This window comes from Paraburkholderia sp. FW306-02-B, assembly GCF_058782725.1.
The window spans coordinates 75,192-99,614 of record NZ_JBYSXZ010000002.1; the positions used below are offsets into that span (position 1 = coordinate 75,192).

Below are 24,423 nucleotides of genomic sequence, written 5' to 3' on the forward strand. Positions count from 1 at the left end.
GAATCGCCTGAGGGGTCCATTCGATGAGTTCCGAACTGCATGCAGTGATGCCGGTTGTCGTGTTCCTGGTGGGCCTCGCCATCATGGCGGTGGCGCTTGTGAAGGGCGGCCCCAAACAGCCGCCGCCGCTCGCGTCGATCAATGAGCCTTTCAAGTCGGTCGATACTTCCGATTTACCTCCAATTGAACGCCACACCGCACGCGATAACGCGGAACTCGCGTACCGGCGTTATGCGAGCCGGATAACGCCGGTGCGAGGCAGCGCGGTGCTGATTCACGGCTCGTCGGCGAGTGGCGTGAGCTTGCATACCTTGGCGAAGGCGCTCGCCGCGGCCGGTTACGACGTCTACGTGCCCGACATGCGCGGGCATGGCGAATCGGGCAAGAAAGGCATGATCGCGTATATCGGCCAGCTTGAAGACGATCTGAGCGATTTTCTCGACGCGGTTCAGCCGGCCGGCCCGCGCACGCTGGCCGGTTTTTCGGCAGGCGGCGGTTTCGCGCTGCGGTTTGCGGGGGATGCGCGGCAAATGGCATTCGACCGCTATGTGCTGCTTGCGCCGTTCATTCATCAGAACGCGCCGACAACGCCGCCTTCCGTCGGCGGGTGGGTGAATGTCGGGTTGCCACGCGTGATCGTGCTGGTGATCCTCAACAAGCTGCACGTCACGCTGTTCAATCATCTGCCGACCGTGGCCTATGCACTGTCGCCTGAGGCGGCAGCCAAGCTCACGCCGCAGTACTCGTACAACCTGATGCAGAACTTTCGTCCGCATGAGGATTACCGCGCGGATATCCGCGCGACGCGGCAACCGGTTGAAGTGCTGGTCGGCGCGGATGACGAGGCGTTTCACGCCGAGAAATTTGCCGAGGTCTTTGAGGAAGCGGGGCGTGCGGTGCCGGTCACGATCGTGCCTGGCGTGGCGCATATCGCGTTGACACTCGATGCTGCGGCCGTCGCCGCGATTGTAGCGGCGGTGTCTGAGCATGCCGGCGAGGCGGCTTTTTCGTAGGCTGGCTTTCCACCCGGTGGGGAATTAGTCCATCTCCACCTGGAGGGGAATCCAGGCTGATCGAGCAGCGATAATGGCATGTAACACACTTGGGTTTGCGCCAATCGAGATGCGCCGGCCTTCGACCCGTGTACCATTTCGCTTTTTCCGATCTTTAAGAACACCCCGTGACTACGCAACAAATCCCCACTGCATCCCGTAAATCCCTCACTCTTCTGCAATTGCTGGGCCTCATCGGCACCGCCGGACTGATCGCAGCCATCGTGCTGAACCAGTTCGCCTAACCGACCCCCCGCCACGAAGCCCTCGGTTCAAGCATCCAACCCTATGCCGGTGCTCGCCGCCGGCTTCATCGACATTCCGATTTGCCATGTACAAGAAGGGCGTAGCCGTAGAAATCCAGTTTTCCCCCGAGCGGCTCAACGACGGCGCTGGCGATCCGTACTGGATCGATTTGACGCAGGTCGAAGCGCAACGGCTGCTGGAAAGCCTGCAGGCACGCGTCGCTGAAAGTAGCGTAGGTACGGCCGCGCCGTTGGTGGTGAGCCTCGACGAGACGCCGGCGTCGCAAGCGGTCGCTGCGTCGTATGCGTCAGAAGAAAGCGCGGCCTCGGCGGACGACTTCAAACAATGGGTCTGCGTGATCTGCGGCTGGATCTACGATGAAGCCGCCGGCTTGCCGGAAGAAGGTATCGCGCCGGGCACTCGCTGGGCAGATGTCCCGGCCGACTGGCGCTGCCCACTGTGCGACGTGGGCAAGGAAGATTTTGCGTTGGTCGAGTTTTAAGCCCGGCTTTTAAGCCCGGCATCAGCCAGACGGGGTTGTCTCGATTCATCATTTAGGACACTCCTGTTGATGGGCCAACGTGGCGCGGATTGATCGTCGAGCAGCGCCCTTACTGCTGCCTACGTCTTGTGTGGGTTTTTAACTGTAGTCGTAGCGTGTCGGCTTCGCTTTGCAGCGCTTCGACGAACGCGCCAGCCAGCGGATGGCGCGGACGATGCGCCGGATGAACCACGCTCACGCGAAACGGCAGCGACACGGCGAGCGGCCGGATATGCAGATTGCGGCCCGCGAAATCGAGCGCGGTAAGCGGATTGACGATGGCCACACCGAGGCCCTGCCGCACGAAACTGCAAACGGAGACGGCGGTGGGCGTCTCGATCATCTGGCGGCGCGCGATGCCAGCTTGCGTGAAGGTCTCGTCGATCTGAATCCGGTACGGATCGTTCGACGACAGGCTGATGAATGGCTGATTCGCGAAATCCTTCAGTTCGATCGCGCGCTTTGCGAGCAATGGATGCTCATCGGGCAGCACGCAGACTTCGTCCACTTCGAGCAACGGCGTCAGGCGGGTTCCGGCGGGCGGCGCGCCGTGTTCGGTCAAGCCGAGGTCGTAGCGCTGCGCGGTCAGCCATTCTTCGAGGAACGGCGATTCCTGCGTCGCGATCGAGAGGCTTACGCCGGGCTGTGCATCGTGGAAACGTTTCGATGCGCCGGGCAGGATCGAATGCGAAAACGCGGGCAACGCGATGATGGAAAGCTGGCCGCCCTGAAATTCGCGCAGGCTTGCCGCCGTGGACGCCACCCTTTCGAGCCCGACATATGCGCGCTTGATTTCGTCGAACAGCGTCAGTGCGGACATGGTTGGACGCAATCGACCATGCACGCGTTCGAACAAGGCAAAGCCGATGCTCTGTTCCATGCGCGCAAGTTCGCGGCTTACCGTGGGCTGCGAGGTGAAGAGCATCTCGGCTGCTTTAGTGACACTGCCTGCCGTCATCAACGCGCGGAAAACTTCGATATGTCGATGAGTGAGCGCCATGGTGTCTATATCAGAAATGAATGGATTCTAGAAGAATAGGTATTTTACTGAATGATCGATTCTCGGCATCATCTTGCTCACACCCATGCTTCGAGATAGAGAGCCGCAAATCGTGACCACGTTCAATCCACAACAACTTGTCGAACTCGCGCGTCAGTACGGCACGCCTCTTTGGGTCTACGACGCCGACGTGATTCGCCGGCGTATCGCCGAATTGCGCCGCTTCGACGTGATCCGCTATGCGCAGAAGGCGTGTTCGAACGTGCATATCCTGAAGCTGATGCGAGACGAAGGGGCGATGGCCGACGCGGTGTCTTTGGGCGAAATTACCCGCAGTTTCGCGGCGGGCTTTACACCGGATGGCGATCCTGAGGGCGTGGTTTTTACGGCGGATCTCGTCGACCACGCGACGCTGGCTGCGGTGATCGAGCACCGCATCACGGTCAACGCCGGGTCGCTCGATATGCTTGAACGCGTGGGGCAGCATGCGCCTGAAGGTCACCGTGTGTGGCTGCGGATCAATCCCGGTTTCGGCCACGGACACAGCAACAAGACCAGCACGGGCGGCGAGCATAGCAAGCACGGCATCTGGCTCGACGACGTGCCGCTGGCGATAGCCATGGTGCGGCGTTATGGCCTGAAGCTGGTCGGGCTGCACATGCATATCGGCTCCGGTGTCGACTACATGCATCTATCGCGCGTGTGCGATGCGATGGTCGAAGCGGTGCAAAGCTTGGGGCACGATATCGAAGCGATTTCGGCTGGCGGCGGTTTGTCGGTGCCGTATAGCGAAGGCGAACCGCGGATTGACGCCGAGCATTATTTTCGTCTTTGGGACACGGCGCGGCGGCAGATCGAAGCGCATCTCGGGCATCGCGTGAGACTGGAGATCGAGCCAGGGCGCTTTCTGGTCGCCGAAGCGGGCGTGCTGGTTGGCGAGGTGCACGCGCTGAACCGGCGGCCGAACCGGCAGTTCGCCTTGGTCGATGCGGGCTTCAACGATCTGATGAGGCCGTCGTTTTACGGCAGTCATCATGAGATGACGGTGGTGAAAGGCAATGGCATGCCGAGCGAAACGCCGGTTGGCTCTTTCGCGGTGGCTGGGCCGTTGTGCGAAGCGGGCGATGTGTTCACGCAGGACGCGGGTGGCGTCGTCACGAGCCGCTCCATACAGACGCCGGAAGTGGGGGACTTTATCGTGTTTCACGATGCGGGGGCGTACGGTGCGTCGATGTCATCGAACTACAACAGCCGGCCGCTGGCGCCTGAAGTGTTGCTGGAGAACGGCAAGCCGCGTTTGATTCGGCGCAGGCAAACCATCGAGGAGTTGATCGCGCTAGAAACGCTGTATTGAGCGAGATGGGGCAGTGCGGCGTGCAGGTCGTCGACGTTCAGCACCACACTGCATGAATCTGGCCTCATCGCGCTCGCACCGTGCGCGTGTACGACGCGATCATCGTCGCGAGTTCCTGCGCGGCGGGCGTGACGGGAATCGCCGCGCGCTGCAGCAGGCATACGTTCTGTTCGACCGCTCGCTCGCGTACGTCGATCGACGTGAGCGTGCTCGCAAACGGCCCGCGCTTCGCGACGATCGACGACTCCAGCGACAGACAGTCCGTCGCGCCGACCAGATGCAGCGCCTCGAACAAGCCTTCCACCGTCGCGATGATTTTCGGCGGCGGCAAGCCGTGGCTCTCGAACAGATGGCTCAGGCGGTTGACTTGCGGATCGTCGGTGAGATTTGGCGAGCGCGTGGCCACCCATGTGCAATCGGTGAGTTCGGCAAGCGAGGTCGCAGCAGCTTTCGGATGACCGCGCCGGCAGACGATCACCGGATCGGATGGATACAGCGGCGTGACCGACAGATCGGCCGTGTCGGTGTGTTTCGACACCAGCGCGACGGCGAAATCCAGCGTGCCTTCGCGGATCCACGAAATCATCATCCGCGAGGTGCCGGTGCGCAGATGTACCGCGACCCGCTCAAAGCGCGCGCGGAATTCCATCAGCACCGGCGCGAAGGCATCGACGAGCGGCTCGGTGGTCATGCCGAACGTGACCTCGCCCGCGTAGTCGCCGCGCAGTTGCTGCACCTCCTGTTCGGCCCGCTCGCATTCGCCGAGAATCGCGCCGGCGCGCTGTAACAGGCGCTGGCCGAGCGCGGTCAGTGCGATCCCGCGGTTCGTGCGGGTGAATAAGGTCGCGCCCAGCATCGATTCGAGGTTCTGCAACTGCTGCGTGATGCCGCTCTGGGCGATGCCGAGCGCCCGCGACGCCGCGCGGATGCTGCCGTGTTCGGCCACGGCGGTGAACGCGCGCAACTGGGAGATCGTCAACGCCATGAAGAATCTTTGTGATCGGTAAAAGTGATCATGATATTACTTTCGGAACTTCTTTGAGGCGCGGCAGAAGCATAGGATGGCCTGTAGCAATCCGCCCAACTCACACCCGTCCCCCATGAAAATCCCGCTGATGATCTTGAGCGCCGCACTGGCTTTCAGCAGTGATGAGTTTGCGTGGAAGTACTTCGACTTCGATCCGTACGGCAATTGATTTCCCGCTTACTTCCTCTTTCTCTACAGACCTTCCGCTCATGAACAAGCAATCGATTCCGCTTCTTTCGCCGGCTATCGGCACGCACCGTGAACTGGTTTCATTTCATTTTGGGTCCTCGAATAGTGGGCAAAAGATTTATATCCAGTCGTCGCTGCATGCCGATGAAACGCCGGCGATGCTGACGGCTGTTTTGCTTAAGCGTCGTTTGCTTGAATTGGAGAAGCAGGGTGCGCTGGCGGCTGAAATCGTTTTGGTCCCTGTGGCTAATCCGGTCGGCCTTGGGCAGTACGTGCTCGGGCAGTTTCTTGGGCGCTTCGATCTTGGCAGTGGCAAGAACTTCAATCGACACTTCTTGCAGTTTTCGAAGCTGGCCGCGCGGGCTAAGGAGGTTTTGAGTTCTGATCCTTCGGAGAATCTTCGAATCGTTCGGGCGTTAATCGCTGAGGAGCTTGCGCAGCAGAAGCCGTTGATTGAGTTCGAGTCACTTCAATTGGCATTGCTGAAGCTTTCTTTCGATGCCGATGTTGTTATCGATCTGCATTGTTCGCTTGAAGCGGCAATGCATCTCTATACCAGTGAGGCGGCTTGGCCTGAGTTCGAACCTCTGGCTCGGTATCTTGGGGCGCAGGCTTCGTTGCTTGCCACTAACTCGGGTGGTGAGTCGTTCGATGAGACGCATAGTTTGTCGTGGTGGCAGTTGCAGCAGGAGATGCCCGTCGGGAAGCCGGTGCCCGATGGGGCGATTGCTGTGACTGTTGAATGCCGCGGGCAGCGGGATGTTTCTTATTCTGTTGCTCGGCAGGATGCTGATGCCATTGTCGATTTTCTTGTTTGGCGGAAGGCTATCAAGCTTGATGCTAAGCCTTTGCCCAAGCTGCTGGCACCTGCTACCCCGCTCGCCGGTAGTGAGCAGTTTTATGCGCCTGTTAGTGGGATTCTTGTTCATCGCGCGACGATTGGGGACACGATTCGTGTCGGGCAAGCTTTGTTTGATATCGTCGATCCGTTGGCTGATGAGATTACTACTGTTTCTAGTCAAACCGAAGGTGTGTTTTATATGCGGCGCGCTATTCGGTTTGTTACGGCTGGAGCCCCGTTGGGTCGCGTGACTGGTGCGCGGGCTTTTAGGACTGGGGTTTTGTTGGGGGCCTAGGCGATGAAGACACCGATGCGGAGTCGTCCGCGCCGCAGCTTAACAATTCGCGTCGGTTTCTCGAAAGGCAACGGAAAGCGATAAGCTGGCGAATGTTCACGATAGCGCCACACGCCTGAAGTCCAGGCAACCGAAAGATTTGCGGTTTGCTTAACCTTGGTAAATCGATGACACGCATCGGCAGACCCTTCGACATGACGCGTCTCGAAGACGAATGGCTCGAAGCAGACGGCTTCGGCGGTTTCGCATCGGGCACCGCCGGCATGTTACGCACGCGCCGCTATCACGCGCTGCTGCTGACCGCTACACGTGCCCCGGGCGGGCGCGTCGTTCTCGTCAACGGTGTCGAGGCATGGCTCGAAGCCAACGGCAAGCGCTATCCGCTAAGCATGCAGCGCTATGTGCCGGACGTGATCTATCCGGACGTGACGGCGAGCCTGTTGGACTTCGACACTCAGCCGTGGCCGACATGGCGCTTTCAACTCGACGCGCAAACGCTGCTGACGGCCGAAGTGTTCGTCAGCAAGACAACGTGCGAAACGGTTTTGCGTTGGCGCACGCAGGGTTCCGAACCAACCTCTAACGCGCACGCGTTCACGTTGAAGGTCAGGCCGTTGCTTTCCGGCCGCGACTATCATGCGCTGCACCATGAAAATCCTGCGTTCAACTTCAACGCGCAAACGAGTGACGAGCAAGCGCGCGTCAGTTGGCAACCCTACGGCGACTTGCCGACCATTCAAGCCGCAACGAATGGCGCCTACACGCATGCACCCGACTGGTATCGAAACTTCTGCTACGTCCGCGAGCGCGAGCGTGGCCTCGATTTCAGCGAGGATCTCGCGGCGCCCGGCGTGTTCAGCTTCAATCTCGCCGATGGCGAAGCGGTGATGATCCTGAGCGCATCCATTGCGGCTGCGGCTCAGACTGCAAACATTGAACCCGCCATCGCCCACGCCACGCAACTCGCCACCATCGAACAACAACGCCGCACCGCGCCAGGCTCCCGCCTCCAGCGCTCCGCCGATGCGTATGTCGTCACGCGTAACGAAGGCCGTACAATCGTCGCCGGCTTTCCGTGGTTCACCGATTGGGGCCGCGATACGTTCATCGCCATGCGTGGCTTACTGATTGCATCGGGCCGATATAGCGACGCCGAAGCGATCCTGCTCGAATGGGCCGGCACGCTGTCTGAAGGCATGCTGCCGAATCGCTTCCCCGACTATGGCGACACACCGGAATACAACTCCGTCGATGCGTCGTTGTGGTTCGTCGTCGCTGTGCACGACTATCTCGCGACTCATCACGCCACCGCCGCCACGCGCACGTGCTTGCAGCAGGCAATAGAAACCATCCTCACGGGCTATACGAACGGCACGCGCTTCGGGATCAAAGCATCCGCTGACGATGGACTTCTGAGCGCGGGCGTGTCCGGCGTGCAACTGACGTGGATGGACGCAAAGGTCGGCGACTGGGTGGTCACGCCACGCATCGGCAAACCAGTGGAAGTACAAGCCCTCTGGATCAACGCATTGCGCATTGCAGCAATGTGGAATCCGCAGTGGCAGCAACCGGCCGAGCGAGCGTTGCAAGCGTTTCATGAACGCTTTATCGATCCGTCGACGCAAGCGCTTTTCGACAATATTGACGTCGATCACATAAAAGGCACTGTCGATCGCTCGATCCGGCCGAATCAGATTTTCGCCGTGGGTGGCCTGCCGTTTCCATTACTCGACGGCGCGGCGGCGCGTGCGGTGGTCGATCACGTCGAAGCGCAACTGCTTACACCGCTAGGCTTAAGAACGCTCGCGCCGTCCGATCCCGCCTATCGGGGCCACTATGCCGGCACGCCGTTGGAACGCGACGGCGCTTATCATCAAGGTACGGCTTGGCCGTGGTTACTAGGCCCGTTTATAGAAGCGTGGCTGCGGGTTCACGCGACCGGGCACGATGTCTGCGCGCAAGCCAAAGCGCGCTTTCTCGACCCGCTGTACGCACATCTCGACCACGCCGGTCTCGACCACCTCTCCGAAATCGCCGACGGCGACGCGCCGCACACGCCCGCCGGCGCGCCGTTTCAGGCGTGGTCGCTGGGCGAGCTGTTACGCATTGAAAATCTGCTTGCCCGGATGAAGCCCATCGCCGCGTAAACCGCGCTACGATATGAGTCCCGCCGCCAAGCTCGACGCAAGGACGTATTCATGCCACCGCTGCGCGCTGCCAATTTGCTCGCCACTACTGAAGGTTCACGCCTGCATTCTGCCGAGTGTGACCACTGGCAACGCTGGGGGCCCTATCTCAGCGAGCGTCAATGGGGAACGGTGCGCGAGGATTACAGTGCGAACGGCACCGCATGGGACCACTTCCCGCACGACCATGCGCGCAGCCGCGCGTATCGCTGGGGCGAAGACGGCATCGCCGGTTTCGGCGACGACAAGCTCAGCTGGTGCGTCTCGCTTGCGCTGTGGAACCGCAACGATCCGATTATCAAGGAACGGTTATTCGGCCTCACGAATGCGCAGGGCAATCACGGCGAGGACGTGAAGGAGTTGTACTTCTACGTCGACGGCACGCCCACGCATTCGTACATGCGGATGCTCTACAAGTACCCGCAAGCGGCCTTTCCATACGACGATCTGGTTCAGGAAAACGCGCGGCGCGGCGCCGACATGCCGGAGTACGAAATCCTCGATACCGGCGTGTTCGACGATTCGCGCTATTTCGACGTGCAGGTTGAGTACGCGAAACATGCGCCCGACGACATCCTGATGCGCGTGACGATCGAGAATCGCGCGGACCGGCCGGCATCGCTCGATGTGCTGCCGCAGATCTGGGCGCGCAATTCGTGGTCGTGGAAGGAAAACAAGGACAAGCCTTCGCTGGTTGCGTGCGAAGACCACAGCGGCGAGATGCATGTGGTCGGCCGTCAGCATGGTCATGAGCCGATCGTCGTGACTGCGTGGTCGAAAGATGCGCCGCAACTGACGTGGTTGTTCTGCGAGAACGACACCAACGTCAAGCGCCTGTTCAACATGGACGGCGCGGGCCCGTTCAAAGACGGTTTCAACGATTACCTCGTGCACGGCGACGCGCAAGCGGTGCGCCACGACGCCGGCACCAAGGCCGCCGCGCACGCGCCGCTCGAACTCGCGCCGCATGGCCGCGCCGTGGTGTACCTGCGCTGGCGTCCGGAGTCGAGTCCGGATGAGGTCTTGCTCGACGCCGACGCGGTATTCGCTCACCGCATCGCGGAGGCGGACGAATTCTATGGCGCGTTGCAGCATGAGATTGACGATCCCGATGCGCGCCTCGTGCAGCGTCAGGCGCTGGCCGGCATGCTGTGGTCCAAGCAGTATTACCAGTTCGATGTGCATCGCTGGCTCGAAGGCGATCCGCTGCAACCCGCGCCGCCCGAGAGCCGCAAGCACGGCCGCAACGCAGAGTGGCGGCATCTGTGCAACGCGGACATCGTGTCGATGCCCGACAAGTGGGAATACCCGTGGTACGCGTCGTGGGACCTGGCGTTTCATGCAGCCGCTTTCGCGCTGATCGATCCGGCGTTTGCGAAGCGTCAGTTGCTGCTGCTCGTGAAGGATCGCTACCAGCATCCGAACGGCCAGTTGCCCGCGTACGAATGGGCGTTCGGCGATGCGAATCCGCCCGTGCATGCATGGGCCGCATGGCGCGTCTATGAAATCGACCGCGCGCTGACCGGCAAGGCGGATCGCGATTTTCTCGAACTCGTGTTCCACAAGCTGTTGCTGAATTTCTCCTGGTGGGTGAACCGCAAGGACGCCGACGACCGCAATATTTTTCAGGGTGGCTTTCTCGGTCTCGACAACATCGGCATCTTCGATCGCTCGTCGCCGCTACCGACCGGCGGGCACATCGATCAGGCCGACGGCACGGCGTGGATGGCCGCGTACGCGCTCGACCTGATGCGCATTGCACTCGAATTGGCGTATGCGAACCATGTGTTCGTCGATATCGGTGTGAAGTTTTTCGAGCACTTCCTGTATATCGCCCAAGCCGTCAGTTGCGACGACGGTTGCGACACCGGTCTGTGGGACAGCGAAGACGAATTCTTCTACGACAAACTGCGCCTGCCGGACGGCAGCAACGTACCGATGCGGGTGCGCTCGATTGTCGGGCTGATTCCGCTGTTTGCCGTACACGTACTGGAAGAACGTCTGCATGGCGGCTTGCCGGGTTTGCGTGAGCGGCTCGTCTGGTTCCTCCAGCATCGGCCCGATCTGGCGAGGCTGGTGTCGCGCTGGAATGAGCCCGGCAAGGGCAATAGCCTCTTGCTGTCAGTGTTGCGTGGGCATCGGATGAAAGCATTGCTGCGCCGAGCACTCGACGAAAGCGAATTCCTTTCCGATCACGGTGTGCGGGCACTGTCGCGCGTCCATCGCGACAAGCCGTTTGAGCTCGACCTCAACGGCCACAGTTTCTGCGTCAAGTATTTGCCGGCCGAGTCGGACTCTCGCGTGTTCGGCGGCAATTCGAACTGGCGCGGGCCAGTGTGGATGCCGGTGAACTACCTGCTGATCGAATCGTTGTATGAATTTCATCGCTACTACGGCGACGATTTCCGCGTCGAGTATCCGACCGGCTCAGGCCAGAAGTTTTCGTTGTGCGAAATCGCCGACGAACTGGCGCGCCGCGCAACCACACTGTTTCTCAAGGACAAGGACGGCGAGCGGCCGGTGATGGGCGCGTATCCGCTATTGCAAGCGGACCCGCGTTCGCGCGATCTCGTGTTGTTCCACGAGTATTTCCATGGCGACAACGGGCGCGGCGTGGGCGCTTCACATCAAACCGGCTGGAGCGGCCTGGTCGCGCTGCTGCTGCAACCGAGAGCGATGGCCGGATCGGGCAATGTGCCGTTGACCGGCGAACCGGAACCGGCTCGCGCACCGGCACGCACGCCTGAGCCTGCGCTGGCAACCGCGGCGGCGAAGTAGTTAAACAGGCATACGAAGTGACCCAAGCCATACAGCACGCGTTCTATGCGGGTTTAGCGGTTGTTTTGAACTGTGCGGGTTCAAGCGTGGTCTTTTACCTATCGCCACGTCCGTTTCATTGGCTTCCTTAAGCGAATCCCATGTCGACTACTCCGAACGCTTCGCCATCCGCCCAACCTGCTTCCGGCGCTGGAGCGAACCCCGAAGCCAGCTGCAAAGTCAGCGCGAGCCCGCATGATGCGCCGCCGTCGCCGGCCGGCAAGCGGCCTGCGCCGCCTTGCACGCTCGTCATCTTCGGCGCGGGCGGCGACCTCACCAAACGGCTGCTGATGCCCGCGCTGTACAACCTGGCTGTGGATGGCCTGCTCGACGGCGGCATGCAGATTGTCGGCGTGAATCACGGCGAGCGCGAGACGAGCGCATGGCGCGACGATTTACACAATTCGCTGCAGCAGTTCGCCGCCGACAAAGCCAGCACCTTCCACGCCGGCAAGCTCGACGACAAAGCGTGGGATTGGGTTGCGCAACGGCTCGAATACATGGCCGGTGAATTCGAAACCGACGACACGTTCGCGAAGCTCAAGCAGAAGATCGATCAATTGCCGGGCGGCAACGTGATTTTTTATCTGGCGGTCAGCTCGCGCTTTTTCAAACCGATCGTCGAGCATCTCGGCAAAGCGGGTTTGCTGAAAGAAGGCGATGGCGCAAGCGGCGGTTTCCGCCGCATTGTGATCGAGAAGCCGTTCGGCACCGATCTTGAGTCGGCGCGCGATCTGAACGAACACATTCTGTCGTACGCGCAAGAATCGCAGGTGTATCGCATCGATCACTTTCTCGGCAAGGACACCGTGCAGAGCATTCTTGCGGTGAGATTTGCGAATGCGCTGTTCGAGCCGGTCTGGCGGCGCGAGTATATCGACAGCGTGCAGATCACCGCGGCCGAAACGATCGGCGTTGAAGGGCGCGGCAAGTTCTACGAACAGACTGGCGCGTTTCGCGACATGCTGCCGAATCATCTGTTCCAGCTGCTCGGCATGGTCGCGATGGAGCCGCCCAATTCGTTCGATGCCGAAGCCGTGCGCGACAAGAAGGCCGACATCTTCGACGCGATTCTGCCGCTGACCGCCGACGACGTCGTGTTCGGTCAATACGAAAAGGGTCCGGCAGGCGTCGGGTATCGCGAGGAACCGGATGTCGGGCCGGACAGCACGACGGAAACGTATGCCGCCGCGCGCGTGTTCGTCGAGAATTGGCGGTGGGCGGGGGTGCCTTTCTATCTGCGTACGGGCAAGCGGCTCGCCGCACGCCGCACGGAGATCGCGGTGCAACTGAAGCCCGTGCCGTTCCGCCTGTTCCGGGACACGCCGGTCGATGCGCTGACACCGAACGTTTTGACCTTGCGCATCGATCCCGCGCATGGCACGAGTTTCGACTTCAACGTAAAAACGCCGGGGCCGGTGATGCAGGTGGGCGCGGTGCAGTCGTCGTTCGACTATGGCGACTTCTTTGCCGAGCGAGCTAACGTCGGCTATGAGACGTTGCTGTATGACTGCATGCTTGGCGACGAGACGCTATTCCAGCGCGCCGACAGCATCGAAACGAGTTGGGCCGCGGTGGACGACGTGTTGCATCCGAAGACCGGCGGCGCAATACCGGTGCACGGGTATGCGGCCGGCAGCGAAGGCCCCGCGGAAGCGGACGCGCTGCTCGCGCGCGACGGACATGCATGGCGGCCTTTGCAAAAGAATGCAGTCGAGAAGAAGTAATTCCATGAGACGCAGCGACACAATAGGGGGACACCATGGCGAGACGTAAGAAGAAAGCGACAGGCAGCACCGAGCGGATTCTGGCAATCGACGTCGGCGGAACTGGGTTGAAAGCCGCGATTATCGATGATGCCGGGCAAATGAAAACCGAGCGTTTGCGGGTAGCGACGCCGCATCCGTGCACGCCGGATCAACTGGTGGATGCGTTGGTGAAGCTGGTGGAGCCGCTCGTCGAGAAGGCGCCGCCGACGCTGATGTCGATCGGTTTTCCGGGCGTGGTGCGCGACAACCGCATTCTGACCGCGCCGCACTTCGGCGTTGAAGGCTGGCATGAATTTCCGCTGGCCGATTCGCTGGCGCGGCGCTTGGGCGGTTTGCCGGTGCGGATGATCAACGATGCCGAGATGCAAGGGTTTGCCGCGATTGAAGGCCACGGCATTGAGTTCGTGCTGACGCTGGGCACCGGCGCGGGAACGGCGCTCTTTCGCGATGGCGAGTTGATGCCTCATCTGGAGCTTGCGCATCATCCGGTTAGCAGGAAGGGTGTGGCGTACGACGAGTATATCGGTGAGGCGGCGCGCGAGAAGGCTGGGAACAAGCGGTGGAATCGCCGTGTCGAGAAGGTGATCGGGATTCTTGCTTCGCTGGTGAATTATGACAAGCTTTGGGTTGGGGGTGGGAATGCTGCGCGGCTGACGATTGAGTTGCCGGCGAATGTCGCGACTGTATCGAACGATGCGGGTATCGAGGGTGGGGCGCGGTTGTGGCATCCGAAGTCTGTTCGGGAGACGCGGCAGTTGCCGGAGGTTAATCAACGGGTTGGCCCGTTCAAGTGATATGGTTTCTTGCGTAGTGCTTTGTGGCTGTGTTTTTGTGCCTGCTCGGCGCTTTATGTCTGTCTGCCTACGGCGTGGGCTTTTTCTCTTCTTATTGGTTTATTAGCGTTCCCCCTGTGCGGGGGAGCACCTACTTTTCTTTGCCTGCCGCAAAGAAAAGTAGGCAAAAGAAAGCGGCTTTACACCGCCAGCGCTTAAGCGGGTCCCCTGGCTTGGAGGAGGCAGTGGAACATCTGGAATCGGTGTTCCCGCACACTCCGCGCTGGTGACAAGGCAGTCATGCTTCCGGCGGCGCTGCGCGCGCCGTGGCGGTACTTCATCAAACCACTCGCCGGTTTCGACGCTCTGCGGTACTTCATCAAACCGCTTGGCGGTTTGGGCGCCTGCGCCTGGAATCGGTGTTCTCGCACATTCCGCCTTGGTGACAAGGCAGTCATCCTTCCCGCCTCGCACTACGTGCTCGCCGGAACGGTCTGCCAGGGACACCAGTGGCTTCGTGCGCGCGGTGGGGGCCATCGGCTTTGCCTCGGCGAAGCGCTGAACTGTGGAAGTGTGGGCTACTTCGCCAAACGAAACGTAGCCGCAAGTTACGCTAGCGCAGCAAAGGCAAGCCACTACGCTAGAACAACCGCAGGCACCGGAAGCGCCCGAGCGGCCCGTCGGTTCTGTGAGGTACTGCAGAGCGTCGAAACCGGCGAGTGGTTTGATGCAGTACCGCAGAGCGTCGAAACCGGCGAGTGGTTTGATGAAGTACCGCCACGGCGCGCGCAGCGCCGCCGGAAGCATGACTGCCTTGTCACCAGCGCGGAGTGTGCGGGAACACCGATTCCAGATGCTCCACTACCTCCTCCAAGCCAGGGGACCCGCTTAAGAGCTGGCGGTGTAAAGCCGCTTTCTTTTGCCTACTTTTCTTTGCGGCAGGCAAAGAAAAGTAGGTGCCGCCCCGCACAGGGGCAACGCTAATAAACCAATAAGAAGAGAAAAAGCCACCGCCGTAGGCAGACAGACTTAAAGCGCCGAGCAGGCAAACAAAGCAAGCAAAGACCAGCACCGCAGGTAACTCAGCAAGCCTGCAAGCGAGAAACCGCCCCGTCGGGCTAAAATCATCTGAGACCGCCAACCCGTTAGGCCCCACCGGGATGCCACCAAATGCCCACACCAGCCAACGAAATCGAAACCGCACTAACATCGCGGCGTTCAATTCGCGCGTTCCTTCCCACGCCGGTCGCACGCGCCGACATCGAAGCAATCCTCGAAGCAGCCAGCCGCGCGCCGTCCGGCACCAACACCCAGCCGTGGAAGGTGTACGTGGTAACAGGCGATTCACTCGCGCGCCTGTCGCAGGCCTTGCTCGACGCTTACAACCATCCCGAACGCGACGCGCTGTACCAGGAAGAATATCGCTACTACCCGCACCAGTGGGTCTCCCCATACATCGACCGCCGCCGCAAAATCGGCTGGGATCTGTACGGCCTGCTAGGCATCCAGAAAGGCGACAAGGAGCGCATGCACGAACAGCACGCGCAGAACTATCGGTTTTTCGGCGCACCGGTCGGCCTGTTCTTCACGATCGAACGTGTGATGGAGCGCGGCAGCTGGCTCGATTACGGCATGTTCCTGCAAGCGATCATGACGGCGGCGCGCGGACGCGGCCTCGATACCTGTCCGCAGGCCGCATTCACGCCGTTTCATCGGGTCATCGCCGTGCATCTCGGCCTGCCGGACGAAGAGCAACTGGTGTGCGGCATGTCGCTCGGTTTCGCCGACGAAAGCGCACTGGTCAACACGTTGCGCACCGAGCGTGAACCGGTCGAACGTTTTACCCGCTTCCTCGATTGAAGAACGTTGCCGCGTGTCGTCGCTCGCCATCATCCACTACTACTTTCCACCGGACCACCATGAAAACATCGCGCCGAAACTTTCTGATGCTGAGCGTGGGCGTCGGCTCGACGCTGGTGCTCTCGCGTGCCGCGTTCGCTGACACAGGCGGCAAGCTCAGCGAAGCCGATCCGAAGGCGCAAGCCGTCGGCTATAAAGAGGACGCTGCCAAGGTCGACAAGGCGAAATTCCCCGACTACACCGCCGGACAAACGTGCGGCAACTGCTCGCTGTTCCAGGGTAAAGCCACGGACGCCTATGGCGGCTGCACGCTGTTCGGCGACAAGCAGGTCGCCGCGCGCGGCTGGTGCAGTTCGTATTCAAACATCTGATGTAAACGAACGCGCGCCGCCCGCGCGCATGTCAGCGTAACGCGTCCAGCAGCAGTTGATGCGAGTGGCCGATCCACACGGCCGCGTCGCGATGGTCGCGCAGGGCGTCGCCGGTGTTCGGGTGTAGAAAAACATCGAGCGAGCCGTGATTCAGCGTGAGCCAGCCGACAATCTCGGCGAACTGCTCCTGGCCGAATGCGAGTTGATACGACCACATCGGATGCGGTCCAACCGGACGCTCGTGAAAGCGGCCCAATTGCAGCTTGCCGTTCCAATGCGCGTCGATCTGCTCGCGAAAAGCCCATGCGGCGTCGCGGCTGCTTGAGTCGAAGTAGATATGGGCGTGCCAGCTTGCGATGGCCGAGGTGTCGCGAAAGGTCATAACAGGGTCCGTTGCATACCAGTCTTTATCAGACTTTCATTCTGCTTGAGTTTCCGTCGACGCGCGCGGTAAGCGCCTCATGTGAAACTGTCTTTCGTCTTCGTCGACGGTCTCGAAGCCCAGACGTTCGTACAGGCGCTTCGCTGGATTGCCCTTGAGCACCTTGAGCGTGACCGGCAACGCGTCGGCTTGTGCGGCCTGCAGGACCGTTTGCAATGCGCGCTCGCCGATGCCGCGGCCTTGATGCTCCGGCGCGATCTGCAATTGCACGACGACCCATTCGGTGTCGGTGCGATGTGCTTTCAACAAACCGGCCGGCGCGCCGTCGATGCAAATCACCCGCGCCGTGTCGTAGCGATGCAGCAGACGCGCGCGATGCTCGGCGTCGTCCGCCGGTTCGCCGACGCGCGCCAGATGCTCGGTCATGGTCGCCTTGCGCAGTTCGAAGAGAAAGCTTTCGTCGGCGTTCAGTGCCGGACGCAAGGTGAGGACAGGTTCTGGTGCGGGCATGCTGGAAACGTTCCCGGTGCGCAGGCGGCTAGTAAGAATTGTCGTGAATTGTCGCGCCGTCCGCGTTTTTTTCCACGCGGTCATGTTTCGGCCGATCGACTTCATGGCTCGGCGGGCGCTTCGATTCTGCTACGGATGATCCGCGTCGATGCCGGCAAGCACGCTGCTTCAAGCACTATTTGGCGGCGTAGCTGAAACAATCCGATCTTTTCAGCGCCTATTGATCGAAATCGCCGAGCGCCGGCGATTCGCCAAATTGGGCCGCCATTTCCCCTCGTTTCGCGCAATTGCATTCGCGCTCACTCGCATAAACTGGTTTCCATGGAGCGACAGGTCATCGAGCCCATCGACGCGGTCTTCCCCCGCGTTGTTTTGAACCGTACCGTTGATAGCAGTTTGCCGCGGTTGTCGAAAGCGGCAGGGCAGGAAAGCAGTAGGAAGTAGAAGCAATCGGAACAGCGCGCAGTCGATTCAATAGGCGCTGGAAACAGCAGGGGATTGCAGCGAGGTGCAGTAAAACGAGGGACCGAACTGTGATGCAGTAGCAGTTGAAGTTGAAGTTGCAATTGAAGTAGCAGCAGCGTTGTTAGTTAGTGGTGGGTATCGGTCGGCAAGCATCCACGCGCCTGCGCGACTCCTCCATCCTGTCCGGCCCTGTTCCCTTGCGGAACAGGGTTTTTTTTCGTCGGTGCAGCACCTTGCGACTTGTATTCGCTTAAGTCTGTCTTAATAGTTACTTGCCATGATAGCGACACAGACTCACATTCGGAGTCTGTCAGGCCGCCGGCGCATCGGCGGCGTTTGTCGCCGGACAACAAAATTCCGGTGGCAAAGCCGAGAGTTAGCGAAGGAGGTTGAACCGATATGTCCAGTAAATCGCGAAGCCGCAAGCACAGTCAGCCAGCAATGTCGCCGCTGTTGCGCGCGCTTACCTATAGCCGCACCGCACACGAGCCAGTCACCGAGGCGATGCTGTTGCAGTGCTACACCGCTCTCGATGCATTCCGGCACGGCCACGGCTCGCGGAATTTGCACATGACGCTGAGCCGGCATTTGCTGGTGTCGCAAGAGCTTTCGCGTCTCGGGTTCGGGGCGGACCTGCTTGCCGACATTGAAAGCGCACATGCGGCGATGGTTCAGCTTGACGTCCGCGAGCATCGCGACGGCGTCTGGACACTCGAGGACAGCGAATATTCGCGCCTTTGCACTGCGCTGGCCATTCTGGACGGGCAACTGTCCATCGCCTCGCTGAGCGATATCGCGAACGCGGAAGCGAAAATGCTCGAAGGGCTGATGAGATCGGCCCGGAAACTGGCGACCGCCGAAGCGACGGTCTAGCCACACCGTTCTTCGCTCCGTAGAACCCGGAAACAAAAAACGCCCTAAGTAGGGCGTTTTTTGATTCCGGAGTCGGCCGTTATCACTATTGCTCAGCGCGCGCTAACCTTGTACCCATCGTTCAGCGTCTTCAGGAACGCGATGATGTCGCGAATGTCTTCATCGCTCATCGCGGGCTTGTCGCCGAATTTGCGGTCGAACGGCGCGTCTTTGTCGTCGATGTTTGCCTGGTACTTCGCCGGCAGATCATCGTACTTCTGAATCTTTCCATCAGGGCCGTGCGCGTAGAACTTCTGCGGCGCGGTATTGCGTTCGTTGTAAAACGCCATGACGTCCTCGAGCGAACGATAAACACCGTTGTGGAAGAACACCTGGCGTGTGGCGACGTTGCGCAGCGTCGGCGTGAGGAACATCCCGCAATACTGCGTCTGGTCCTTCAGGTCGGTACGGAAGGGCCCGCAGATGCCCATGTCGAAGAAGCTGTGGTCCTGGTTGGCGGCAAGGCTGGCATTCCGTGGCACGCCGAGCGCCTCGTATTGATAGTCCGTCAACATCGGCGGCAGGCCGTCGGAACCCGGCTTCGAAAGATGGCAGCCCGCGCAGTTCGCCTTGTTCGGGTCGTTGAACAGACGCAGCCCGTGCAGTTCCGCCTGACTGAGCCGCGCTTTTCCTTCAAGCCAATAGTCGTATTTGCTGGTGTAAGGATGAAACGATTGCTCTTCCACCTGGTAGCGCGCAATGGCAAACATGGCCTCTGACATCGCGAGGTCCGTGTTTTCGAAAACGTGCGGACCGAATAGCTGAATGAAGTCGTTCCTGTACGGCGTGCGTTGAAGCTTCGCCAGGACGTCGGCTATGCTCGCATTCGCCATTTCGACCGGGTTCAACATCGGACCGGATGCCTGTGCCTGGAGCGTGTCGGCGCGGCCGTCCCAGAACATGCCGCCTTGCGGCACCAGCGCAGGTGCCGCAGGTGCAACCCCCGCGTTCTTCTGAGCCTTTTCCACGCCCGCCGCCTGAGTCGCGATCTGCGCCAGATCGGGCGCATTGTCCGCATCGCCGCTATCCGGGCCGATGCTGAAATTCGGCTGCCGGTAGAGGTACATGAGCGACTGCGGCGGCCGGTAGCCTTGCTGCGACAGAGCGGGTCCGCCTAATTGAACAGCCAGATTGTTCGCTGGCCCGTACGCGTGCTCCGGGCTATGGCACGACGCACATGACTGGCGACCGGATGCTGAAAGCGTCGGGTCAAAAAATATCTTCTTGCCGAGTTGCGCCACGGCACTCAGTTGAGCCGGTGCGACCGGACGCTGGAGCGCGACGGGATTTGCATTCGCCCCCGTGAGATCCTCGACAAGCGCGCCGACTGCGGCTGGAACCCGCGACGGGTACGCCAGCGCCCAGCCACAAAAGCCGATCGACGCGATAAGCGCGGTGACGACGAGCAGCGCCAGAATGCGCCGGGCGCTGTATCGCGACTGATGCTGGGGAGGACGTGATTCGACGGGACGTGCTGCGGAAGCGGGCATAGAGGCAACGGCAAGGAAGCTAAAAATGAAAAATGTTGCCGACCTCGAAAAGGTTGGCAACACGGGGTGCTGTCCAGCTTTGCGTCGGCGCCTGAGCGCCGACGCAAACCGCGGAACCTAGATAGCAGGGACCGACGAGACCGGCGTGCCCAGGTTCGGGTCGACGAACAAAGTCGGGTTGTTGCCGCCGCCGTTGAAGTTGAACAGGCCCATGATGCTGCCCGCCGTCGCATCGAAGGAGCCGCCGCCGATTCGCTGGCTGCCCAGCCAGTTATCTTCGATGAAGCGCACCACGGACGCCTGGCTAATCAGGGTATGGTCGACATAATTGACCTTCGCCCACGGCGAAATCACGAGGAACGGGATGCGCGTGCCAGGGCCGCAACGACCGTTGACCGCAGCGCCGTTCACGCCGGCCGGCGCCGTTCCCGTGCCGCACTTGCCGGCGCCGTTCAGTTGGTCCGCCTGAGCATCGAACGACGAAGTCGTCGGATTCGCATAGGCATGGTCGTACCAGCCATCCGAATCGTCCCACGCGACAATCACGGCCGTGCTCTTCCAGTCAGGCTGTTGCTGGAGGAAGTTGACGATCTTGGCCGTGAACGCCTGTTCGTCGAGCGGGTCGGAGTAGCCCGCATGGCCGTCCTGGAACGCCGGCGCCTTGATGAAGCTGACCGACGGATAGTTGCCTGCCTTCACCGTCGCAAAGAAGTCGTCGGAGTCGTACTGGTGATTGGCCGGGTCAGCCGTCTTGCCGTCCGACTGAAGCGTGTAGCCGATGGCTGCCGTCGCGCTCGGGCGCAAGTGCTGCGGGTTCGCCGTCGATGCGTAGTACTGGAACCAGTTGTGGTGCGGGATATAGTCGGCCGTTGCCTGTCCGACCACCGGCGACACCGTGCTGCGCTTGCAGCCCGCCGTGCCGTTGCTGTTGGTGGTCGCGAGGTTGAAGCCGCCCATGAAGCCGCCCCACGTGATGTTCTTCGCGTTGAGCAGGTCGCCGATGTTCTTGCCGGACATCAGGATCTGGTCAGTCGTGCTGGAGCACAAGTCCGCAGCCGGGTCGGCGTCGTTGATCAGCGTGATGCCGCCTTGACCGTCGTTGACGTAATACGAGTGCGATGCAGTCGACAGATTGAATGGCTGCTGGCTGGTCTTGACGAGCTGCACGCCGTTGTTCTGGCCGGAGATCACTTCAAGTGCGCCCGGAGTCGACGGACCATACGTATCCGTATAAGCGTTGTCGCTCATCGCAAAATGCTGCGCCCAGTTCCACATCGCCGACACGGTGTTGCCGTCGTAATAGCCCATGACCTGGCCAGTCGTACCGAAGGCGCCTGCGCCGCCGCTCGACCCCTTACCCGTGAACTGCGGGAAAAGGTCGGCTGCGCCGTTGTCATACGCTTGTTGCTCCGCGGTGTACGCGTGGTTCTGGTCGGCCGTCGCGGCCTGAGTACGGTCCAGCCGGAACGGATTCGCAGCGCCCGTGCCGTTCGCGGTGTTCGTGAAGTTGGGGTTGGCGGTCAGCAGCGTGCCGCTCAGGCCGTTCACCGTCGGCGTGCCGGCTGCAGCCGTGAACGCAGGTTCGCCCGCCGGATTCGTCGCATTCGGATAGGTGGCGAAGTAATGGTCGAACGAGACGTTCTCGTTATAGATCACGACCACATGCTTGATGGGCGTCGACGTGGTCAACTGATTCTGCACCGACACGGGGGTGAGCGAATTGCCGTTGTTGCCACCGCACGCGTATAGCGCGACCGCCATAGCGATGCCTGATACGCCAAACAGGAAGGCTCGGGAAAGCATACGTTTTAACTCCGGGTATCGTTTTTGCTCGTTATTTTTCGACCGCTGTTCGTGGCGAATTCAGCGGGCGCGCGGGGACCGTTTAAAAACCCACGCACATTGGAGCATCTGGGCGTTACCGTGAAATGGCGCTTTGCTTACCCGGCTATTACGTTGCTGGTGCGATATCAAGCTTATTGAAGGACTTCGCGGAGAGACAGGAGTGACAAGCAGCAGGCGGTCAGCCGCGGGCTTCCGTTTGTTCACTGGCTACCAGATAGAACGACCGCTAATGCCCGGATAATCCCGCGATCCACCATGAATCGTCCGACTTGCCTACCTGGCTCGATAGTGAAGTTTGAACTCACTGAGTACACGTGCGAAGGCGTGCTGAAGCGCGTACATTTGCGTACCGTCCTGTCTATGAAGTACAGCCTGACCTCTGTACCGGCTGGCGGTCGACAGTCCGTACGACGAAGAAGCTCGAAAGCAGTATGTTTGCCCTTGCCGAACCGCAACCTGTCACCAGACGATGCTCCAAGTTGCCATATAAATGCATTTACCCAAAGACGCCGCAGTGCATTCCCCCAAACACACAGGGGGCAATACCCCAAGCCGCAGGCGTGCGAGGGGCAGGTGGCCACGAACGCGCCAGCGTCGAGGTCTTGAGGCGTCAGGCTGGCGCGGTATCGATGTCGACACGGTTTTTCACCGGGCAATCATGCGCCCACCCTTTACCAAATCGGGGGGCAATCGGTAGGGATCGCTACAAACTGACTATATTTTTCACGCTATAATTCCCGCCATGAAATTCCTCCGGACATTGCTCCTTCTGTTGCTCTGCGCTGCGCTGCCCATCAGTGGGCTGGCAGCCAGCGGCTTGACGGGAGCGTGTCCGATGCAGATGAGTATGGGCGCAGATGAAAGCAGCGCCATGTCACCGGATATGTCCGGCTGCGAAAATATGAAGCCTGTACCAGTCGGGAAGACCAAAGGGTTTTCCTGCAAGGTAACGGCGCAATGCCAGGTCGGCAGTTTGTATCACCCCGTCTCCGCCACTGAAGTAACCCGCCCGGCGGGGCTCGCCAGTCCAGTCGTGTTCCACTACGCGCAGTCGCTCCCCGTCCGTGAACCGGCCGGACTCTGGCGACCTCCTCGCGCCATCTAATCCCTTGCTGACAGGTTCACCGCATTTGCGGTGAGGTCGTCCTGCGTTCAGGACGTGGACGCCCTTTGGGAGTCCGCCGTTGGGGTTAGAACATGCCTTTAACTATTGGCACGCCGTCATGCCGGCGTGTACCACTGCGCGCGCGTTCGCTTTTTGCCGCGCTGATTCTCGTGAGCGTCACCGCGCGCGCTCAGGAAATGCCCGTCACGCTCGATGCGGCACTCCAGTCCGCTACCGACCGCTCTGCCGCCATGGGGGCGGCGCAAGCGTCCGTCAGCGCCAGTTCGGAAGCTGCCGTCAAGGCCGGACAGTTACCCAACCCGATGCTCGCGGCGGGCATCGACAACCTGCCGATCAATGGCCCGCAGGGGTTCACGATTGGCCAGAACATTCTCACGATGCGCCGCATCGGCGTCGAGCAGGAATGGGTCTCGCCGGAAAAGCGCCGGCTTCGTTCCACGCTGGCAAACCAGGTCGTCGACCGCGAACGGGCGGGATTTCTCGCACAGCTTGTCAATGTGCGCCAGCAAACTGCGACGGCATGGCTGAACGCAGCCTATGCAAAGAAGGCGGTGTCGTTGCAGCAGGAGCTGGTTGGGCACATGACGCACGAGCTCGCTGCCACGCAAGCCTCCTATAGGGGCGCAAAGGCGTCCGCAAGCGATGTCGCGCAAGCCCGGCTCATGCTGGCGCAAACGCAGGACCAGCTACTGAAGGCCCAGCAGACTTTACAGACAGCGCTCATCAGCCTGTCGCGCTGGACCGCCGGTACGGTCACCGACGTAGCCGGCGAGCCGCCTGCGCCGCAATCCGTGGTTGCTTCGCTTCCGCCCGACCAGCTTCGCGAAGTGGAGCCGGCGCTCGTTACCGCGTCGGCGGACATGAGAGTAGCGGACGCCGATACCGCTGTTGCCAACAGCAACCGCAGTACGAACTGGACCTGGAACGTCTCTTATTTGCAAGGGGGCGGCTCTTCGCGGTTTGTGTCGGTGGGCGTCAGTATTCCGCTGCCAATCAACCGGAAGAATGTCGAGGATCGGGATGCTGCCGAGAAAGCGCAACTCGGCACAAAGGCGCGACTGATGTACGAGGACGCGCAGCGACAGGTCGAAGCGGACATCCGCACGCTGTCGGCAACCCTGGCCAACGGCCGTGAACGCATCACCAATCTCACCAACTCGCTGCTGCCGGCTGCGGACCAGCGCGTGCAACTTGCTGCTGCGGCTTACAGGACAGGCACCGCGTCGCTTGCCGACACATTCGCTGCCAAACGTGCGCAACTCGACGCCCAACTGCAGGTGCTCGACCTGCAGCGTGACGTTTCCCAGACCTGGGCCCAGCTGGAATACCAGGTGGTGCCCGCCTCGATGTCCGTCAGCCAGTGAAGGAGAAC

The 24,423-nt window shown here is 60.8% G+C and carries 19 protein-coding genes; 13 read left to right on the forward strand and 6 right to left on the reverse strand.

All coding sequences use genetic code 11. The annotated features are described in order from the left end of the window. The first annotated feature begins 23 nt into the window (after nt 1-23). Nucleotides 24-1,013, forward strand: coding sequence for an alpha/beta hydrolase (locus AC3WOG_RS21235; protein WP_492579933.1), 990 nt, complete (start codon nt 24-26; stop codon nt 1,011-1,013). Between the two features lie 370 nt (nt 1,014-1,383). Continuing rightward, nucleotides 1,384-1,800, forward strand: a complete 417-nt coding sequence (locus AC3WOG_RS21240; protein WP_492579934.1) for a rubredoxin — start codon at nt 1,384-1,386, stop codon at nt 1,798-1,800. A gap of 109 nt (nt 1,801-1,909) precedes the next feature. On the opposite strand, the gene AC3WOG_RS21245 is transcribed toward AC3WOG_RS21240, so the two are convergent. After that, nucleotides 1,910-2,839 carry a LysR family transcriptional regulator gene (locus AC3WOG_RS21245; RefSeq protein WP_492579935.1) on the reverse strand — a complete coding sequence of 310 codons (930 nt, stop codon included), beginning with the start codon at nt 2,837-2,839 and terminating at the stop codon, nt 1,910-1,912. An 85-nt stretch (nt 2,840-2,924) separates the two neighbouring features. On the opposite strand from AC3WOG_RS21245, the gene lysA reads away from it, so the two are divergent. Continuing rightward, nucleotides 2,925-4,193, forward strand: a complete 1,269-nt coding sequence (lysA, locus tag AC3WOG_RS21250; protein ID WP_492579936.1) for a diaminopimelate decarboxylase — start codon at nt 2,925-2,927, stop codon at nt 4,191-4,193. 64 nt (nt 4,194-4,257) lie between these two features. Here lysA and AC3WOG_RS21255 read toward each other — a convergent pair whose 3' ends face one another. Further along, entirely contained in the window at nt 4,258-5,178 is a 921-nt protein-coding gene (locus tag AC3WOG_RS21255) for a LysR substrate-binding domain-containing protein (RefSeq protein ID WP_492579937.1), read from the reverse strand. Nucleotides 5,179-5,429: 251 nt separating this feature from the next. Here AC3WOG_RS21255 and AC3WOG_RS21260 point away from each other — a divergent pair, with 251 nt between their 5' ends. From AC3WOG_RS21260 to AC3WOG_RS21290, 7 genes are all read left to right on the forward strand, one after another. Then, nucleotides 5,430-6,545, forward strand: a complete 1,116-nt coding sequence (locus tag AC3WOG_RS21260) for a succinylglutamate desuccinylase/aspartoacylase family protein (RefSeq protein WP_492579938.1) — start codon at nt 5,430-5,432, stop codon at nt 6,543-6,545. A 167-nt stretch (nt 6,546-6,712) separates the two neighbouring features. Next, a complete protein-coding gene (locus AC3WOG_RS21265) occupies nt 6,713-8,692 on the forward strand; it encodes an amylo-alpha-1,6-glucosidase (protein WP_492579939.1) in 1,980 nt (659 codons plus the stop codon). Nucleotides 8,693-8,743: 51 nt separating this feature from the next. Beyond that, nucleotides 8,744-11,509 carry an MGH1-like glycoside hydrolase domain-containing protein gene (locus AC3WOG_RS21270; RefSeq protein WP_492579940.1) on the forward strand — a complete coding sequence of 922 codons (2,766 nt, stop codon included), beginning with the start codon at nt 8,744-8,746 and terminating at the stop codon, nt 11,507-11,509. Nucleotides 11,510-11,649: 140 nt separating this feature from the next. After that, nucleotides 11,650-13,275 carry a glucose-6-phosphate dehydrogenase gene (zwf, locus tag AC3WOG_RS21275; protein WP_492579941.1) on the forward strand — a complete coding sequence of 542 codons (1,626 nt, stop codon included), beginning with the start codon at nt 11,650-11,652 and terminating at the stop codon, nt 13,273-13,275. 35 nt (nt 13,276-13,310) lie between these two features. Beyond that, nucleotides 13,311-14,111, forward strand: a complete 801-nt coding sequence (locus AC3WOG_RS21280; RefSeq protein WP_492579942.1) for an ROK family protein — start codon at nt 13,311-13,313, stop codon at nt 14,109-14,111. Nucleotides 14,112-15,260: 1,149 nt separating this feature from the next. Continuing rightward, a complete protein-coding gene (locus AC3WOG_RS21285) occupies nt 15,261-15,950 on the forward strand; it encodes a nitroreductase (RefSeq protein ID WP_492579943.1) in 690 nt (229 codons plus the stop codon). Between the two features lie 59 nt (nt 15,951-16,009). After that, nucleotides 16,010-16,321 carry a high-potential iron-sulfur protein gene (locus AC3WOG_RS21290; protein WP_492579944.1) on the forward strand — a complete coding sequence of 104 codons (312 nt, stop codon included), beginning with the start codon at nt 16,010-16,012 and terminating at the stop codon, nt 16,319-16,321. A 31-nt stretch (nt 16,322-16,352) separates the two neighbouring features. Here AC3WOG_RS21290 and AC3WOG_RS21295 read toward each other — a convergent pair whose 3' ends face one another. Both AC3WOG_RS21295 and AC3WOG_RS21300 read right to left on the reverse strand, forming a co-directional pair. Then, complete coding sequence (locus AC3WOG_RS21295; protein ID WP_492579945.1) at nt 16,353-16,703, reverse strand: DOPA 4,5-dioxygenase family protein; 351 nt, start codon at nt 16,701-16,703, stop codon at nt 16,353-16,355. 36 nt (nt 16,704-16,739) lie between these two features. Continuing rightward, nucleotides 16,740-17,213 (reverse strand): GNAT family N-acetyltransferase, encoded by a 474-nt coding sequence (locus AC3WOG_RS21300; RefSeq protein ID WP_492579946.1) that lies wholly within the window; start codon nt 17,211-17,213, stop codon nt 16,740-16,742. Between the two features lie 864 nt (nt 17,214-18,077). On the opposite strand from AC3WOG_RS21300, the gene AC3WOG_RS21305 reads away from it, so the two are divergent. Next, on the forward strand, nt 18,078-18,551 hold the full coding sequence (locus tag AC3WOG_RS21305) for a hypothetical protein (protein ID WP_492579947.1): 474 nt from the start codon (nt 18,078-18,080) through the stop codon (nt 18,549-18,551). Between the two features lie 92 nt (nt 18,552-18,643). Here AC3WOG_RS21305 and AC3WOG_RS21310 read toward each other — a convergent pair whose 3' ends face one another. Both AC3WOG_RS21310 and AC3WOG_RS21315 read right to left on the reverse strand, forming a co-directional pair. After that, a complete protein-coding gene (locus tag AC3WOG_RS21310) occupies nt 18,644-20,080 on the reverse strand; it encodes a cytochrome-c peroxidase (protein ID WP_492579948.1) in 1,437 nt (478 codons plus the stop codon). A gap of 117 nt (nt 20,081-20,197) precedes the next feature. After that, nucleotides 20,198-21,883: a phospholipase C gene (locus AC3WOG_RS21315; RefSeq protein WP_492579949.1), complete on the reverse strand. Its 1,686-nt coding sequence runs from the start codon at nt 21,881-21,883 to the stop codon at nt 20,198-20,200. A gap of 784 nt (nt 21,884-22,667) precedes the next feature. Between AC3WOG_RS21315 and AC3WOG_RS21320 the strand changes: the two genes are divergently transcribed. Both AC3WOG_RS21320 and AC3WOG_RS21325 read left to right on the forward strand, forming a co-directional pair. Continuing rightward, the gene (locus tag AC3WOG_RS21320) at nt 22,668-23,030 is read left to right on the forward strand and encodes a hypothetical protein (protein ID WP_492579950.1); all 363 of its coding nucleotides are present in this window, start codon (nt 22,668-22,670) and stop codon (nt 23,028-23,030) included. 92 nt (nt 23,031-23,122) lie between these two features. Next, nucleotides 23,123-24,415: a TolC family protein gene (locus AC3WOG_RS21325; RefSeq protein WP_492579951.1), complete on the forward strand. Its 1,293-nt coding sequence runs from the start codon at nt 23,123-23,125 to the stop codon at nt 24,413-24,415. Nucleotides 24,416-24,423 lie beyond the last annotated feature (8 nt).